We start from the raw sequence: 15,178 nt of genomic DNA on the forward strand, positions 1-15,178 counted from the left end.
CTTCCAGGGAGGGAAAGCGGGGCGTCTCGATTTTCCTACGGCCTCGGGGAGCGACCTTTTAATAAACCCGCTTCTTGGGCTCGATATAATCGATGCCGTCGGTAAGGGTATAATCATGCACCGGACGGTAATCGATCTTCACCGATCCGCCCTTGCCGCCCCAACCGTCGACCCAGACGAGGCTGTGCTTCATCCAGTTGGCATCGTCGCGGTCGGGATAATCCTCGTGCATATGCGCGCCGCGGCTTTCCTTGCGGTTGGCCGCGAGGTGGATCGTCGCCTTGGCCTGGAGCAGGAGATTGTCGAGCTCGAGCGTCTCGATCAGATCCGAGTTCCAGATGAGGCTGCGGTCGGCCACCGACACGTCCTGCATCTCGGTGTAGATGCGGTCGATCTTCTCGACCCCCTCGGCCAGTGTGCGCTCGGTGCGGAACACCGCGCAATCGGCCTGCATCGTCTTCTGCATGGTAAGGCGGATGTCGGCGGTCGGCGTCTTGCCGTCGGCATTGCGGAAATGGTCGAGCCGTTCGAGCGAAAGGTCCGCCGCATCGTCGCGCAGATTGGGGCCGGGCTTGCCGGGCTCGATGATCTCGGCCAGCCGGAGGCCCGCCGCGCGACCGAACACGACGAGGTCGATGAGGCTGTTCGATCCGAGGCGGTTGGCGCCATGCACGCTCACACAGGCTGCCTCGCCCACCGCGAACAGGCCCGGCACCACCGAATCGGGATTGCCATCCTTCAGCGTCACCACTTCGCCATGATAATTGGTGGGGATGCCGCCCATGTTGTAATGCACCGTCGGCACCACGGGGATCGGCGCGCGGGTCAGATCGACCCCGGCGAAGATCTTGGCGGTCTCGGTAATGCCCGGCAACCGCTCGGCGAGGATGTCGGGATCGATATGGTCGAGGTGAAGGAAGATATGGTCCTTTTCCTCGCCCACGCCGCGGCCCTCGCGGATTTCCATCGCCATCGAACGCGACACCACGTCGCGGCTGGCAAGGTCCTTGGCCGAAGGGGCATAGCGTTCCATGAAACGCTCGCCTTCGGAATTGGTCAGATAGCCGCCTTCGCCGCGCGCGCCCTCGGTAATCAGCACACCCGCGCCATAGATGCCGGTCGGGTGGAACTGGACGAATTCCATGTCCTGCAGCGGCAGCCCGGCGCGCAGCACCATCGCATTGCCATCGCCCGTGCAGGTATGCGCCGAGGTCGCCGAATAATAGGCACGGCCATAGCCGCCGGTGGCCAGCACCACGGCCTGCGCGCGGAAGCGGTGGATCGACCCGTCGTCGAGGCACAGCGCCACGATCCCGCGGCACACCCCGTCCTCCATGATCAGGTCGAGCGCGAAATATTCGATGAAGAAATCCGCGTCATATTTGAGGCTCTGCTGGTAGAGCGTGTGGAGCATCGCATGGCCGGTACGGTCGGCCGCCGCGCAGGTGCGCTGCGCCGCCGGACCCTTGCCCATGTTCTGCGTCATCCCGCCAAAGGCGCGCTGGTAGATCTCGCCCTGCTCGGTGCGGCTGAACGGCATGCCCGCATGCTCGAGCTCATAGACCGCGGCAGGCGCCTCCCGGCACAGATATTCGATCGCGTCCTGGTCGCCCAGCCAGTCCGAACCCTTGACGGTATCGTACATGTGCCAGGTCCAATGGTCGGGCCCCATGTTGCCGAGGCTCGCGGCGATCCCGCCCTGCGCGGCGACGGTGTGCGAACGGGTCGGAAAGACCTTGGTCACGCAAGCGGTCTTGAGGCCCTTTTCGGCCGCGCCCATGGTGGCGCGCAGGCCCGATCCGCCGGCACCCACCACCACGACGTCATAGACATGATCGATGATCTTGTAGCTCATGGAAAATCAGGCTCCGAAAGCGATGGAGGCCAGCGCAAAGAGGGACAACGATGCCCCCGCGATCGCGGCCATGGTCAGGAAATAGTGCGAGGCGATCCGGTTGCCTTCCTCATGGACATAATCGTCCACCACGACCTTGAGGCCATGAAGCCCGTGGAGGAAGGCGGTGATCACGAACAGCGCCATCGGCACCGCGCCGAGCGGACGCGACAGGAAATTGGTCAGCGTCGACTGGCTGAGGTCGGGCAGCATCAGGAGCGCCGCGACCAGCCAGATCGACAGGAGGACGAGGGCCACGCTGGTGAAACGTTCGGCCAGCCAATGCTCGCCGCCATGCCCCGAGGCACCCAGCCCGCGCACCTTGGCGAGCGGCGTCGCGCTTTTGCCACGGCTCATTCCACGCCTCCCATGAACAGAAAGAAGGTGACCAGCGTCATCACCGCCGCGGCGATGATCGTCATCACCGCCCAGAATTTGTTGGTCTTGAGCTCATAGCCCGCGCCGATGTCGAGAACGAGGTGGCGCAGTCCCGAGAAGAGATGCTGCCAGAAGGCCCAGACGAGCCCGAACAGGATCACGAGACCGACGGGATGCCCGGCGGCAAAGGCGAAAAGCTCATAGCCTTCCTTGTCGCCCGACAGCGCCATCAGCCACCAGGTGAGGATCGCGAGCCCCGCGAGCGTCAGCCCCGCGCCGGTGATACGGTGCAGGATCGAGACCAGCATATGCGGTCCCCAGGTGTAGATGCCGAGATGCGGCGACAATGGACGATCGGGCCTGGACGTCATTTTAACCTCATTCGCTTTGACGCGGTTTGCGACCGCTTAGGCGGTGCCGCGAGGAGAGGCAAGGCAGCGCCCCGCCAATCGGGCAAAAAGCGAGCAGGACTAACTCCCCCTTAACCATTTCCCGACATGAAGGATGCCGTATCCACAGTTGATTGAGGCGAATGATCGATGAGCACCCTCGTTGAGCAGGCAGGCAAGGGCAATTACGATATCGCGCGCGGACTGCGCTTCTATAACGAGAATGGCGAACTCCCCGCCGATGCCCGGCGCATCTGGGCCTTCGTGAAGGAAGACGAGCATGACATCGCGCTCGCCTTCGCTCGCCGCTACGCCGCCTCCAGCGAGGTCTGCCCCGAGGACAAGAGCCCCGAGCGCATCGAGGCATTGGCCCGCGACCTGATGATCTGCCTGCGCGGCCGCTTCGAAAATCTCGGCCGTCCCGAATGGACCGGCTTCATAGGCGACACGGTCAACCGCGCGGCCCAGCGCGACATCACCTTGTCGACCATCCTTGCCGCGGTCTCCGCCGAAACCGAAGCGATCTTCGCCAGCCTGCGCCGCCGCTGCGACGACGAAGCCACGATCGTCAGCCTCGCCCGCGCCATCTCCGAGATCCAGGCGATCGCTACCGACTGCTATGTCCACCATTCGCTCGCCATCTCGCGCCGCGAAGCCGAGGAAATGCAGAAGGAGCAGGCCGCCCGCTTCAACGAGCAGGTGATGGGCGTCGTCCAGGACTGCACCAGCGACAGCGACAAGCTGCGCCAGCAATCGACCCGCACCGCCGCCGCCGCGCGCGGCATGCTCGGCAAGACGAGCGAAGTCGCCGCCGCCGCCGAACAGTCTGCCACCGCAATGCGCGAAGCCGCGCAGACCGCCGCGGGCCTCATCCGCGCCATCGAGGACGCTCGAACCGAGGTCGAAGGCGCCGCCAAGGTCGCCAGCCGCGCCGGCGAGGAAGCCCGCGACGCCGTGGAAATGAGCCAGGCGCTCTCGGGTCATGTCGAAGCGATCGAATCGATCCTCGGTCTCATCCGCGACATCGCCGGTCAGACCAATCTCCTCGCGCTCAACGCCACCATCGAGGCCGCGCGTGCAGGCGATGCGGGCCGCGGCTTCGCGGTCGTCGCGCAGGAAGTCAAATCGCTCGCCAGCCAGACCGCCCGCGCCACCGACGACATTACCGCCAAGATCAGCGCGATCACCGCCGCGACCCGCCAGACGGTCGACAGCAATGCCTCGATCCAGGCCACCGTCGAAGAGGTTCAGGTCTCCGCCGACCGCATCCGCACCGCGATGGAACAACAGGCACAGACCGTGACCACCATCACCGCCGCGGTCGACGAAACCGCGCTCGCCGCCGATTCGATGAGCTCGACCATCGCCACGATCCGTGCCGATACCGAACAGGTCGCGCATGACATCGACGGGGTCGAACAGGGCTTCGGCCGCTTCTCCGACCAGATCGCCCGCTTCCGCGACACTACCCGAGCCTTCCTCTCGCGCTTCGCCGCCTGAGGCCCCTTCCCGCCGCCGCCCGGCAGGTCTATCGCTCAGGGCCATGAACATTCTCATCACCGGGGCCAGCCGCGGCATCGGCGCGGCGGCCATGGCAGCCCTGAAAGCCGACGGCCACAAGGTCGTCGGCCAGTCGACCAGGGGCGGCGACGGCCTCATCGCCGCCGACTTCACCGATCCCGGCGCGCCCGCCGAACTGTGGCAACAGGCCTTCGAAGCGCTCGACGAGCGGATCGATGTCCTCATCAACAATGCCGGCATCTTCGAGCCGGTCGAGGACAATGCGAGCGAAGAAGAATGGCACGCCGCCTGGCAGCGCACCATGACCGTCAACCTGCAGGCCAGCGCCGACCTCTGCCGCCTCGCCCTCGCCGAATATCGCAGCCATGAGCCCGCGGGCGGCCGCATCGTCAATGTCGCCAGCCGCGCCGCCTATCGCGGCGACAGCGCGCGCCACTGGCATTATGCCGCATCGAAGGGCGGCATGGTCGCGATGACCAAGTCGATCGCCCGCGCCTACGCCAGCGAGAATGTCCTCGCCTTCGCGGTCTGCCCGGGCTTCACCATGACCGGCATGGCCGAGGATTATGTCGAGAGCCGGGGCGGAGCGAAGATGCTCGCCGACATCCCGCTGGGCCGAGTCGCCACCCCCGAAGAGGTAGGCGAAACGATCCGTTGGCTCGCCACCGATGCCCCCGCCAGCGCCACCGGCGCGGTGATCGACGTCAACGGGGCCAGCTTTGTCCGCTAGGGCGCTCCCCGCTCTCGCCGCGCTCATGCTGGCGGGCTGCATGGCGACCATCCCCGTGCAGAAGACCCCGCCGCGCATCGCCCCCGAACGTGCCCCGCTTTCAAGCGAAGGCCCGCGCTTCGCCGCCCAATGCGAGGATTGGGACGAATGGGACAAGCCCGCCCCGCCCCTCCGCATCCATGGCAACAGCTATCTCGTCGGGACCTGCGGCATCGCCTCGATCCTCATCACCGGCGATGACGGCCATATCCTTATCGACAGCGGCACCGAGGCCGGCGCCGAGATCGTGCTTCGCAACATCCGCCGCCTCGGCTTCGATCCGGCCGACGTGAAGATCCTTCTCCACAGCCATGAGCATTTCGACCATGTCGGCGGAATGGCGCGTCTCGCGCAGGCCACCGGCGCGCAAGTCATCGCTTCGCCCGAAGGCGCAAGGGCGCTGGCGCGCGGCATCCCCCTCGCCGACGATCCGCAATCGGGAATGCACCCGCCCTTCCCCATCGCACCTGCCGACCGCACCGTGACTGACGGCGAGGAGATCCGCGTCGGCCACCTCTCGCTCAAGGCCGTGGCCACCCCGGGCCACAGTCCCGGCGCCCTGAGCTGGACCTGGGGAAGCTGCGACGGAGCCATCTGCCACCAGCTCGTCTATGCCGAAAGTCTCTCGCCCGTAAGCAGCGAGGATTACCGCTTCTCGGACCATCCGGACCGCCTCGCCGCCTATCGCGCAAGCCTTGCGAAGGTCGCCGCACTGCGCTGCGACATCCTTCTCACCCCCCACCCCTCGGCAAGCAATATGATCGAGCGGCTCGCAGGCGCCGCCCCGCTGGTCGACGAAAATGGCTGCCGCGACTATTCGGAAGCGATCGCCACGCGCCTCGATGCGCGCTGGCAAGGGAGCAGGAACAATGAGCTGGCGCGTCACCCTCGATTGCACCAAGGCCGAAGCCGAAAAGATCAGCGCCGAAGGCGATGCGCTTTTCAACGACCATCCTTCGCCCCCCGTGCTGGTCGCCGAGGAACCCGATCCGGCCAAGCCCGATGAATGGCGCCTTCACGCCTATTTCGACCATGAACCCGGCTGGGACGAATTGAAGCTGCTCGAACAGCTCGCCAGCGAAGGCGACCCGCATCTCGAACGCATGGACGATGATACCGACTGGGTAACGATGAGCCAGTCGGGCCTCGAGCCCATCCGCGCGGGCCGCTTCTTCGTCCACACCCCGATGCACCACAGCCAGCGCCCCGCCGACACGGTCAATTTCGAGATTGACGCGGGGCTCGCCTTCGGCACCGGCCAGCACGCCACCACCAAGGGCTGCCTCGCAGCATTGGACCGGCTCGAAAAGGCCGGCCGCCGCTACACCAACGTCGCCGATATCGGCACCGGCACCGGCCTGCTCGCCTTCGCGGCGCTGAAGCTGTGGCCGGACGCCAAGGCCATCGCCACCGATATCGATCCCGTCGCGGTCGCGGTGAGCGAGGAAAATGCGCTCATCAACCAGGTCCCCATCGGCCATGGCGCGGGCGAACTGCTGCTCGCCACCGCCGACGGCATGCAACACCCCATGCTGGAGGCCCGCGCCCCCTTCGACCTCCTCATCGCCAACATCCTCGCGGGGCCATTGAAGGAACTCGCCCCCAGCTTCGCCGCGAGCCTCGCCGACCAGGCGACGGTCGTGCTGGCGGGGCTCCTCGACACACAGGCCGAAGACGTCATCGCGGCCTATGAAGCCGAAGGGTTGAGCGTGGCGGAAGCGGGCGAAGGGGAGTGGCGAGTTCTGGTATTGGAGAAGAAATGATGCCTTTTACTGACGAAGAGAAAGCCAATTGGCACCGTCGGAAGAAGGAATCCGAGCCCGCTCAGACGCCAATCTCAGCTTCTGCCAAACCTTATGAGTGCATGCACTGCGGATGCAGATTTGGTATCAACGAAGGGAACAGCACTTCGGTTTTTCCGATGTGCGATACCTGCATCGGTGACTAAGCCTTCGCCACCTCGGCCAGCCATTCTTCCTCGCTCATCACCGGCACACCCAGCTCCTCGGCTTTCTTGAGCTTCGACCCCGCACCCGGCCCCGCGACCAGCAGGTCGGTTTTCTTCGACACCGATCCCGCCGCCTTGGCACCCATCCGTTCGGCCTGCGCCTTGGCTTCATCGCGGCTCACCGCTTCCAATTTACCGGTAAAGACGATCGTCTTGCCGCTCCACGCCGTTTCGATGACATCGCTGACATAATCGGCAGGCCGCGCCCGCTCGAGAAGCCGCGCCACCTCGTCGCGATTATGCTCCTCGTGGAAGAAATCCACGATCGCCTGCGCGACCACTTCGCCCACGCCGTCCACCGCCGACAATTGTGCCAGCGCATCGTCCGAGCGCGCGACCATTTCCAGCGCCGCAACCGACCCGAATGCCTTCATCAGGTCCTTCGCGGTCACCGCGCCGACATGGCGGATGCCCAGCCCGAACAGGAAACGCGCCGGATCGAACCCCTTGCGCGCTTCGATCGCGGCGAGGAGATTGTCGACCGACTTTTCCTGCCAGCCCTCGCGCTTCAGAAGGTCGGCGCGATGCTCCTTCAATGTGAAGATGTCCGAGGGTTTCTTCACCCAGCCGAGGTCAAGGAATTCCTCGAGGCTCTTGGCGCCCAAACCGTCGATATCCATCGCTCCACGCGACACGAAATGTTTCAGTCGTTCGAAACGTTGCGCGGGGCAAATAAGGCCTCCGGTGCAGCGCACATCGACTTCGCCTTCCTCGGCGACCGCTTCGGAACCGCATTCGGGGCAATGGTCGGGAAAGACATAGGCGGGCCGCTTTTCCTCGCGAGTAAGATTTTCCACCACCTGCGGAATGACATCGCCCGCGCGCTGGATGCGCACCCGGTCTCCGACGCGCAGTCCCAGCCGCTCGATCTCGTCGCGATTGTGCAGCGTGACATTGGAAACGATCACGCCCCCCACGCCTACCGGCTGAAGCCGCCCCACCGGGGTCAGCTTGCCCGTCCGCCCGACTTGGATGTCGATCGCCTCGAGGACGGTCTCGGCCTGCTCGGCGGGGAATTTGTGCGCCAATGCCCAGCGCGGGGCCTTGGCCACCTTGCCCAGCCGCGCCTGCCAGTCGAGCCGGTCGACCTTGTAGACCACCCCGTCGATATCATAGGGCAGACCCGCCCGCTCGCTGCCGATCCGCTCGTAGATGGCCAGCGCTTCCTCGACCGTTTCACAGCGAACGAACGGCTCGGCGAGTGGGAAGCCGAGGCTCGCGATCCACTGCATCATCCCGGCCTGCGTCGGCTCGGGCTCGCTCGTCACTTCGCCCCAGCCATGCGCGAAAAAGCGCAGCGGGCGCGCCGCGGTGACCTTGGCATCCTTCTGGCGGAAACTGCCCGCGGCGGCATTGCGCGGATTGGCAAAGATCTTGCCGCCTGCTTCCTCCTGCCGCGCGTTGAGTGATGCGAAATCCTCCTTGGACATATAGACCTCGCCGCGCACCTCGAGCACGTCGGGGACCTTGTCCAGCCGCTCGGGGATATCGGCGATGGTCCGCGCATTGGCGGTCACATCCTCGCCCACCGTGCCATCGCCCCGCGTCGCCGCCAGCACCAGTTCGCCCTTCTCGTAGCGGAGCGAACAGGACAGGCCGTCGATCTTGGGCTCGGCAGTGATCGCGACTTGCTCTTCCTCGCCGAGGCTCAGGAAACGCCGCACCCGCCCTACGAATTCGCGCACTTCCTCGTCGCTGAACGCATTGTCGAGGCTGAGCATCGCCTGCGCATGGCGAACCTTGGACAAGGGCGAGGACGGCACATGGCCGACTTTCCTGGACGGGCTGTCCTCGCGTACGAGATGGGGAAAGGCCTCTTCGATCGCCTTGCTCTCGGCGACGAGCGCGTCATATTCGGCATCGGTGATCTCGGGATCGTCGCGGTCATGGTAGGCCGCGTCATGCCGGGCAATCTCCCGCGCCAGCCGCATCAGCCGGTTGGCGGCTTCGGCTTCCGACAATCGCGAAGGATCCACTAGCGCATCTTCTCGGCAAGCAGGTCGGTAAAGCTGTCCCAGCTGCGCATCGCGGCGGTGCGGTCATATTCCACCCCCTCGATTTCCATCTGGTGCGCATCGGGATTGGTGAAGCCATGGCCGACATTGCCATAGGCGTGCACCTGCCAGTCGCATTGCCCTTTCGTCAGTTCCTTGCCCAGCGCGACCACATCCTCGGGCGGCGCCATCGGATCGTCCCAGCCATGGAAAACCGCGACCGACGGCGTGATGCGATGCTCGCCCGAAAAAGGCGCAGGCTTCAACAGCCCGTGAAAGCTGCCAGCGACCGCGAATTCGGCGCCCGACCGCGCAAGGTCAAGCGTGCACAGCCCGCCGAAGCAGAAGCCCATCACCGCGATCTTGGAACCATCGAAACTGTCATGCTCCTTGGCGAGGTCGAGGATCGCCGCGAGGCGCTTCACGTAACCGCCCCGGTTTTCTAGGTGCCGGTTCATCTCGCCGAACATCCTCTCCTTGTCGCCCGTGGCAATGAGATCGCTGCCGAAGGTGTCCGCGCACAGCGCCGAATAGCCTAGTTCCACCAGCCGCGTCGCATGGTCCTCCTCGACGGGCCCGCGGTTCATCACGCTCGGGAAAATCACCACGCCCGGCCGCGCCGTCCCCGACCCGTCGTCCATCACGAGGTGGCGAAGTTCGCTGCCTTCATGGCTCTGGCTGATCTCGTTGCGGTTGGTCATGCTGCCTCCATCAGTTTCGCGGCCTGTGCGCGGGCTTCGTCGGTAATGTCGCTTCCCGAAAGCATACGCGCGATTTCCTCTCGCCGTTCCTCGGCCGACAGTTTGCGCACATGGGTGCGCGTCACGCCCCCCTCGGTCACTTTCTCGATCCGGTAATGATGCGCCGCGCGCGCCGCGACCTGCGGCGAATGGGTCACCACCAGCACCTGAGCGTCGTTCGCCAGCCGGTGCAGCCGCTCGCCGATCGCGCTCGCGACCGCACCGCCGACGCCCCGGTCGATCTCGTCGAAGATGATCGTCCCCGCGCTCCCGACCTCGGCCAGCGCCACCTTCAAGGCGAGGATGAAACGCGACAATTCCCCGCCCGACGCAATCTTGGACAAGGGCCCGAAAGGCGACCCCGGGTTGGTCGAGATGGTGAAGCTGACCTCGTCCACTCCGCTCGGCCCCGGCACGCCTTCGGCAACCCGCGTCGCAAAGCGCGCGGCATCGAGCTTCAATGGCTTCAACTCCGCCGCCACCCGCGCATCGAGCCGCGCCGCCGCTTCGCCCCGCTCGGACCTTACCTTGGCCGCCGCTTCGTCATAGGCAGCCTGTGCTTCGCCAATCGCCTTCTCGAGCGCCGCCAGCCGCTCGGCGCCCGTCGCGATGGCATCGCGCTTCGCCCGCATTTCTTCCAAGAGCGCCACCAGCCCGTCAGGCTCGACCCGATGCTTGCGAGCCAATCCCCGGATCGCGAACAGCCGCTCCTCGGCGGCATCGAGTTCGGCGGGGTCATGCACCAATTCGCGCCGCGCCTCGATGATCTTCTCCTCGGCACTGTCGGCCTCGATGATCGCCCGGTCGGTCGCCGCCAGCGCCTCGGCCAGCGAAGGATGGATTTCCGCCACCCGCTGTAACCGCCGCGCCGCCTGCCGCATCTGCGACAAGGCCCCCTCGGCCCCCGACAACAGGGGATCGAGCCCCTCGAGGTCATCCTCGATCCGCGCCGCGTCCTTCATCCGTTGCCGCAGATCGGCCAGCTCGGCTTCCTCGCCCTCGCGCGGCGACAATTGCTCGAGCTCGGCCACCGCATGGTCGAGAAAGTCGCGATCCGCCTCGGCGGCCTCGACTTCGGCCTTGGCCTCGGCATGCGCCCGCTGCGCTGCGCGAAGCGCCGTCCAGGCCTCGCCCACCGGCGCGGTATCGATCTGCCCGAACGCGTCGAGCAGGCGCTGATGCCCCTTGGGATCGAGCAGTCCGCGATCGTCATGCTGGCCATGGATCTCGACCAACGCCGAGCCCAGGTCGCGCAGCGACCGCGCCGCGATGCTCGTGCCGCACGCCCGCGCCCGGCTCCCGCCGTCGCCTTTGACCGTCCGCGCAAGCAGGATCGGCTCGCCCGGCTCGATCTCCACGCCCTGTTCTTCGAGGATGGCATAGGCCGCATGGCCCGCCGGCACTTCCAGCTCGGCCCGCGCCTCCGCCTTGTCGGCGCCTGATCGAACGAGCGCGCTGTCCGCCCGCGCCCCCAGCGCCAGCCCGAGGGCATCGAGCAGGATGGATTTGCCGGCCCCCGTTTCGCCCGTCAGGACGCCAAGCCCGGCTTCGAATTCAAGGTCCAGCCTTTCGACCAGCACCACGTCGCGGATCGACAAATGCCTCAGCATGCGCCGGGGCCCCTCGCGCTCACCCCTGCGGGACGTACCGCTGGATCAGCTTGTAGCTGCGGTCGTACCACTTGCTTTCGGGATAGTTGGCGCCCAGCACCGCCGCGGCCTTCTGCGCCTCGGCGGGGATGCCGAGCGCGAGATAGCTCTCGACCAGCCGATGCAGCGCCTCGGGCGCATGGCTGGTGGTCTGGTAATTGTCGATCACGTTGCGGAACCGCATCGTCGCCGGCAGCCAGTTGCGCTGCTGCTGGTAGAAACGGCCGATCTCCATTTCCTTGCCCGCGAGATGATCGTTGATGAGATCGAGCTTCAATCGCGCATCGGCGGCATAGCGCGTATTGGGATGGCGTCGCACCAGCGTCTGGAAGGCATCGCGCGCCTGCTGGGTGATTTTCTGGTCGCGCTCGATATCCTCGATCTGCTGATAATAGGACATGGCGACCATGTAGGTCGCATAAGGCGCGTCCTTGTTGCCCGGATGGATGGTGAGGAAGCGCTGCGCCGCGCCCACCGATTCGATATAATCCTTGCTCATGTAATGGGCGAAGGCGCCCATCAGCTGCGCCCGGCGGGCCCACACCGAATAGGGATGCTGCCGCTCGACCTCGAGGAACAGCGCGGCGGCCTGCTTCCACTGGCCGCGATCAGCGCGATCCTTGGCGAGCGCGTAGAGCGTGTTCACGTCGCGCGCGACATATTGGGTATCGAGCTTGGTATCGAGCCGGTTGTTGGCACAGGCCGACAGGCCGAGCGTGGCGGCGGTAAGGAGGACAGCGGTCCGGACGGTCTTGGTCATGTGGATATCCTTAGCCATGGGCGCCCCGCTTTCCAAGCATCGAGAGGCGCCATGAAACGCGGTTCAGCCCCCGATGCCCTCGGTCTGCGGACGCGCGCCCGCCACATCTTCCTCGTCATGGACGAAACTGTCGGGGTTCACCCCGAGGAAGACGAGCAGCGGCGCCGACACGTAGATCGACGAATAGGTGCCGATAAACAGCCCCAGGAAGATGCAGATCGTCAGGCCGAAAATGACTTCGGGTCCGAAGATGAGCAGCGCCCCGATCGCCAGAAGCAGCGCCACCGAGGTCGCGATGGTGCGGCTCAGCGTCTCGTTCAAGGACAGGTTGATGAGCGGCACGATCCCCATCTTGCGAAACTTGCGCAGATTCTCGCGGATGCGGTCGTAGATCACCACCGTGTCATTGAGCGTATAGCCGACCACGGTCAGGAAGGCCGCGACGATGTTGAGGTCGACCTGCAACTGGGTGATCGAGAAAAAGGCAAGTAACAGCCCGATATCGTGGAACAGCGTCGCCAGCGCGCCCACCCCGAACTGCCATTCGAAGCGGAACCAGATATAGGTCGCAATCCCCAGCATGGCGAAGATGAGGCTCAATGCCCCGTCGGTCGCCAGTTCCTCGGAGACGTTGCCCGACACCGATTGGCCGCTGCCGACTTCGACACCCGGATATTCGGCCTGCAGCATGGCGCGAAGGTCGGTCACCACCTGCGCGGCGGCTTCCTCGGGCCCGTCGGGCTTGGGCAGGCGGATCTGGAAGGTGGTCGGATCGCCGAATTCCTGGATCGAGGCATCGCCCGCGCCCAGCTGGTTCACCTTGCCGCGCAACTCCTCGATATCGACCGCTTCGGCGAAATCGGCCTGCACGGTCTGCCCGCCGACGAAGTCGATGCCGAGGTTGAGCCCGCGCACGCCGGTGATGACGAAGCCGAGGATGGCGAGGCTCATCGTCAGCGCGATGGCGATCTTGCGCCAGCGCATGAAGTCGATGTTGGTGTTGTCGGGAACGAGTTTGATCAGTTTCATTATCTATCGCGTCCCGTCAGATGTTGATGGTCTTGGGCCGCTTGGCCCTTACCCATAGCGCCACGAGCATCCGGGTGAAGTTCACCGCGGTCCATACCGAGGTGATGATCCCGATGAGAAGCACCACGGCGAACCCGCGGATCGGACCCGAGCCGAACCAGAACATCAGCGCCGCGGCGATGGTGTTGGTGATATTGGCGTCGAAAATCGCGGTCTTGGCTTCGTCATAGCCATGCTCGATGGCATCGACGATCCGCCGTCCGCGCCGCAATTCCTCGCGGATACGCTCGTTGATCAGCACGTTGGCGTCGACCGCCGCACCGATGGTCAGAACGAAACCGGCGATGCCGGGCAAGGTCAGCGTCGCGTTGAAGATCGCCATCACCGCGAGGATGAGGAAGGCGTTCACGATCAGCGCGGCATTGGCATAGACGCCGAACCGCCCGTAGGTCATCATCATGTAGAGCAGCACCGCGAGCGTCGCGACGATCGAGGCAAGCGCGCCTTTTTCGATCGAATCGCGTCCCAGTTCGCCCGACACGCTGCGTTCTTCGACCACGTCCAGTTTCACCGGCAGCTTGCCCGAGGACAGGGCGATGGCAAGCGCATTGGCGCTCTCGACGGTGAAATTGCCCGTGATCTGTCCGTTGCCGCCGAGAATCGGCGAAATGATCGTCGGCGCCGACAGCACCTGCCCGTCGAGGATGATGGCGAATTGCTTGCCGACATTTTCCTGCGTCGTCCGGCCGAAGCGCTGCGCGCCGATGCTGTTGAAGCGGAAGGCGATGGCGGGCGCGCCATTCTCGTCAAAGCTCTGGTTGGCGCTGATCAGCTGGTCGCCCGACACGATGACGCGGCGCTGGAGAGCGATGGTCCCCGAACCGTCTTCCATCGGCAGGATTTCGCAACCGATGGGGGCGATGCCCTGCGCCAGCTGCACCTGATCGGCATTCTCGCACAAGAGCTTGAACTCGAGCCGCGCGGTCTTGCCGATAAGGTCCTTCAGTTCCTCGGGATTCTCGACCCCCGGAACCTGCACCAGCACGCGGTTCGAACCCTGCGTGCGCACGGTGATTTCCTTGGTGCCCTGCGGGTCGATACGCTTGCGCACCACGTCGCGCGCCACCGTCACCGCATTCTGCAGCGCTTCCTCGTTGCCCGCATCGGAAGGCGTCAGGACGATGCGGGTCGAATCCATCACCTGCACGTTCCAGTCGCGCGCGCCGGTGAGGCCCACGGGCTGGGTCACGCGGCGCATCCGTTCGACCGCATCGTCGACCTGGCTCGCATCGCGCACCATGAAGGAAACGCGCCCGCCGCGCGTCGAGATCTCGCCGATCCGGATGCGCGGTTCGCCTCGCATCTCGGTCTGGACCGCGTCTTCCATCTGCTGGAAACGCTGCTTGGTCAGGTCTTCGGCATCGGCTTCGAGAAGCAGATAGCTACCGCCCGCAAGGTCGAGGCCGAGATTGATTCGCGCCGAAGGCAGGAAGTCGGGATAGGCCTCGACCTTTTCCTCGGGAAGCAGGCTCGGAATCGCCAGGATGATGCCGAGGATGATGATCCCCCAGATCGACAGGATCTTCCAGCGCGGAAAGTCGAGCATCAGTCGTTCGCCGGCTTGCCGGCCTTGGGATCGAGGACGGTGGTCAGGGTGGACTTGACCGCCTTGACCTTGACCCCGGTCGCCAGTTCGACCTCGACTTCATCGTCGCTCACCTTGGTCACCTTGCCGATGAGGCCACCGCCGGTGACCACGCGGTCGTTCTTCTTCACCGCCGCGATCAGCGCCTGGTGCTCCTTCATCCGCTTCTGTTGCGGGCGAATGAGCAGGAACCAGAAGATGACGAAAATCAGCAGCAGCGGAAACATCTGGACGAAAAAGCCCGCGGCACCCGACGAAGGCGCCGCAGCCGCGAGAAGCAGGGCAGTAAGGGTCGAAAAGGTCATGAATGTCTCTTGGATAAGGGTCTTCCAACCGGGGGCAGGATGACAGGTCGTTGGTGAATTGGCACGCCGCCTATCACGCCCGCCCCCGAAGGGGCAA

Annotated in this window: 14 protein-coding genes; 4 read left to right on the forward strand and 10 right to left on the reverse strand. The window is 65.1% G+C overall.

What is annotated here, in order from left to right:
- Positions 1-58 precede the first annotated feature (58 nt).
- The 3 genes from sdhA to sdhC are packed head-to-tail and all read right to left on the reverse strand — an operon-like array spanning position 59 to position 2,643.
- Positions 59-1,855, reverse strand: a complete 1,797-nt coding sequence (gene sdhA, locus FHS50_RS07685) for a succinate dehydrogenase flavoprotein subunit (RefSeq protein ID WP_183933738.1) — start codon at positions 1,853-1,855, stop codon at positions 59-61.
- 6 nt (positions 1,856-1,861) lie between these two features.
- Positions 1,862-2,251 (reverse strand): succinate dehydrogenase, hydrophobic membrane anchor protein, encoded by a 390-nt coding sequence (gene sdhD / locus FHS50_RS07690; RefSeq protein WP_183933739.1) that lies wholly within the window; start codon positions 2,249-2,251, stop codon positions 1,862-1,864.
- Positions 2,248-2,643 carry a succinate dehydrogenase, cytochrome b556 subunit gene (gene sdhC / locus FHS50_RS07695; RefSeq protein WP_183933740.1) on the reverse strand — a complete coding sequence of 132 codons (396 nt, stop codon included), beginning with the start codon at positions 2,641-2,643 and terminating at the stop codon, positions 2,248-2,250. The genes sdhD and sdhC overlap by 4 nt, the downstream gene beginning before the upstream one ends.
- A 168-nt stretch (positions 2,644-2,811) precedes the next feature.
- Here sdhC and FHS50_RS07700 point away from each other — a divergent pair, with 168 nt between their 5' ends.
- Genes FHS50_RS07700 through FHS50_RS07715 form a run of 4 tightly spaced genes read left to right on the forward strand, consistent with a single transcriptional unit; the run spans position 2,812 to position 6,714 of the window.
- Positions 2,812-4,161 (forward strand): methyl-accepting chemotaxis protein, encoded by a 1,350-nt coding sequence (locus FHS50_RS07700; RefSeq protein ID WP_246332994.1) that lies wholly within the window; start codon positions 2,812-2,814, stop codon positions 4,159-4,161.
- Between the two features lie 43 nt (positions 4,162-4,204).
- On the forward strand, positions 4,205-4,912 hold the full coding sequence (locus tag FHS50_RS07705; RefSeq protein ID WP_183933741.1) for an SDR family NAD(P)-dependent oxidoreductase: 708 nt from the start codon (positions 4,205-4,207) through the stop codon (positions 4,910-4,912).
- A complete protein-coding gene (bla, locus tag FHS50_RS07710) occupies positions 4,902-5,957 on the forward strand; it encodes a subclass B3 metallo-beta-lactamase (protein WP_246332995.1) in 1,056 nt (351 codons plus the stop codon). Before FHS50_RS07705 ends, bla begins: the two co-directional genes overlap by 11 nt.
- Positions 5,869-6,714, forward strand: a complete 846-nt coding sequence (locus FHS50_RS07715; RefSeq protein ID WP_265569282.1) for a 50S ribosomal protein L11 methyltransferase — start codon at positions 5,869-5,871, stop codon at positions 6,712-6,714. Before bla ends, FHS50_RS07715 begins: the two co-directional genes overlap by 89 nt.
- 181 nt (positions 6,715-6,895) lie before the next feature.
- Here the strand turns inward: FHS50_RS07715 and ligA are convergent, their stop codons facing one another.
- The 7 genes from ligA to yajC are packed head-to-tail and all read right to left on the reverse strand — an operon-like array spanning position 6,896 to position 15,081.
- A complete protein-coding gene (gene ligA / locus FHS50_RS07720) occupies positions 6,896-8,890 on the reverse strand; it encodes an NAD-dependent DNA ligase LigA (protein ID WP_183933947.1) in 1,995 nt (664 codons plus the stop codon).
- Between the two features lie 44 nt (positions 8,891-8,934).
- Entirely contained in the window at positions 8,935-9,654 is a 720-nt protein-coding gene (locus FHS50_RS07725) for a dienelactone hydrolase family protein (protein ID WP_183933743.1), read from the reverse strand.
- Positions 9,651-11,303: a DNA repair protein RecN gene (gene recN / locus FHS50_RS07730; RefSeq protein WP_183933744.1), complete on the reverse strand. Its 1,653-nt coding sequence runs from the start codon at positions 11,301-11,303 to the stop codon at positions 9,651-9,653. The genes FHS50_RS07725 and recN overlap by 4 nt, the downstream gene beginning before the upstream one ends.
- Positions 11,304-11,322: 19 nt before the next feature.
- Positions 11,323-12,120, reverse strand: coding sequence for an outer membrane protein assembly factor BamD (locus tag FHS50_RS07735; protein WP_183933745.1), 798 nt, complete (start codon positions 12,118-12,120; stop codon positions 11,323-11,325).
- 45 nt (positions 12,121-12,165) lie between these two features.
- Positions 12,166-13,131, reverse strand: coding sequence for a protein translocase subunit SecF (gene secF, locus FHS50_RS07740; protein ID WP_183933746.1), 966 nt, complete (start codon positions 13,129-13,131; stop codon positions 12,166-12,168).
- 16 nt (positions 13,132-13,147) lie between these two features.
- Positions 13,148-14,737, reverse strand: coding sequence for a protein translocase subunit SecD (gene secD, locus FHS50_RS07745; RefSeq protein ID WP_183933747.1), 1,590 nt, complete (start codon positions 14,735-14,737; stop codon positions 13,148-13,150).
- On the reverse strand, positions 14,737-15,081 hold the full coding sequence (gene yajC, locus FHS50_RS07750; protein ID WP_183933748.1) for a preprotein translocase subunit YajC: 345 nt from the start codon (positions 15,079-15,081) through the stop codon (positions 14,737-14,739). The genes secD and yajC overlap by 1 nt, the downstream gene beginning before the upstream one ends.
- Positions 15,082-15,178 lie beyond the last annotated feature (97 nt).

It is taken from the genome of Sphingomicrobium lutaoense (assembly GCF_014195685.1).
GTDB lineage: Bacteria > Pseudomonadota > Alphaproteobacteria > Sphingomonadales > Sphingomonadaceae > Sphingomicrobium > Sphingomicrobium lutaoense.

Excerpts from the sequence above, each read along its gene's own strand:
- sdhA (WP_183933738.1), bottom strand. The coding sequence starts at position 1,855 with ATGAGCTACAAGATCATCGATCATGTCTATGACGTCGTGGTGGTGGGT.
- sdhD (WP_183933739.1), bottom strand. The coding sequence starts at position 2,251 with ATGAGCCGTGGCAAAAGCGCGACGCCGCTCGCCAAGGTGCGCGGGCTG.
- sdhC (WP_183933740.1), bottom strand. The coding sequence starts at position 2,643 with ATGACGTCCAGGCCCGATCGTCCATTGTCGCCGCATCTCGGCATCTAC.
- FHS50_RS07700 (WP_246332994.1), top strand. The coding sequence starts at position 2,812 with ATGAGCACCCTCGTTGAGCAGGCAGGCAAGGGCAATTACGATATCGCG.
- FHS50_RS07705 (WP_183933741.1), top strand. The coding sequence starts at position 4,205 with ATGAACATTCTCATCACCGGGGCCAGCCGCGGCATCGGCGCGGCGGCC.
- ligA (WP_183933947.1), bottom strand. The coding sequence starts at position 8,890 with ATGCGGCTGGCGCGGGAGATTGCCCGGCATGACGCGGCCTACCATGAC.
- FHS50_RS07725 (WP_183933743.1), bottom strand. The coding sequence starts at position 9,654 with ATGACCAACCGCAACGAGATCAGCCAGAGCCATGAAGGCAGCGAACTT.
- recN (WP_183933744.1), bottom strand. The coding sequence starts at position 11,303 with ATGCTGAGGCATTTGTCGATCCGCGACGTGGTGCTGGTCGAAAGGCTG.
- FHS50_RS07735 (WP_183933745.1), bottom strand. The coding sequence starts at position 12,120 with ATGGCTAAGGATATCCACATGACCAAGACCGTCCGGACCGCTGTCCTC.
- secF (WP_183933746.1), bottom strand. The coding sequence starts at position 13,131 with ATGAAACTGATCAAACTCGTTCCCGACAACACCAACATCGACTTCATG.
- secD (WP_183933747.1), bottom strand. The coding sequence starts at position 14,737 with ATGCTCGACTTTCCGCGCTGGAAGATCCTGTCGATCTGGGGGATCATC.
- yajC (WP_183933748.1), bottom strand. The coding sequence starts at position 15,081 with ATGACCTTTTCGACCCTTACTGCCCTGCTTCTCGCGGCTGCGGCGCCT.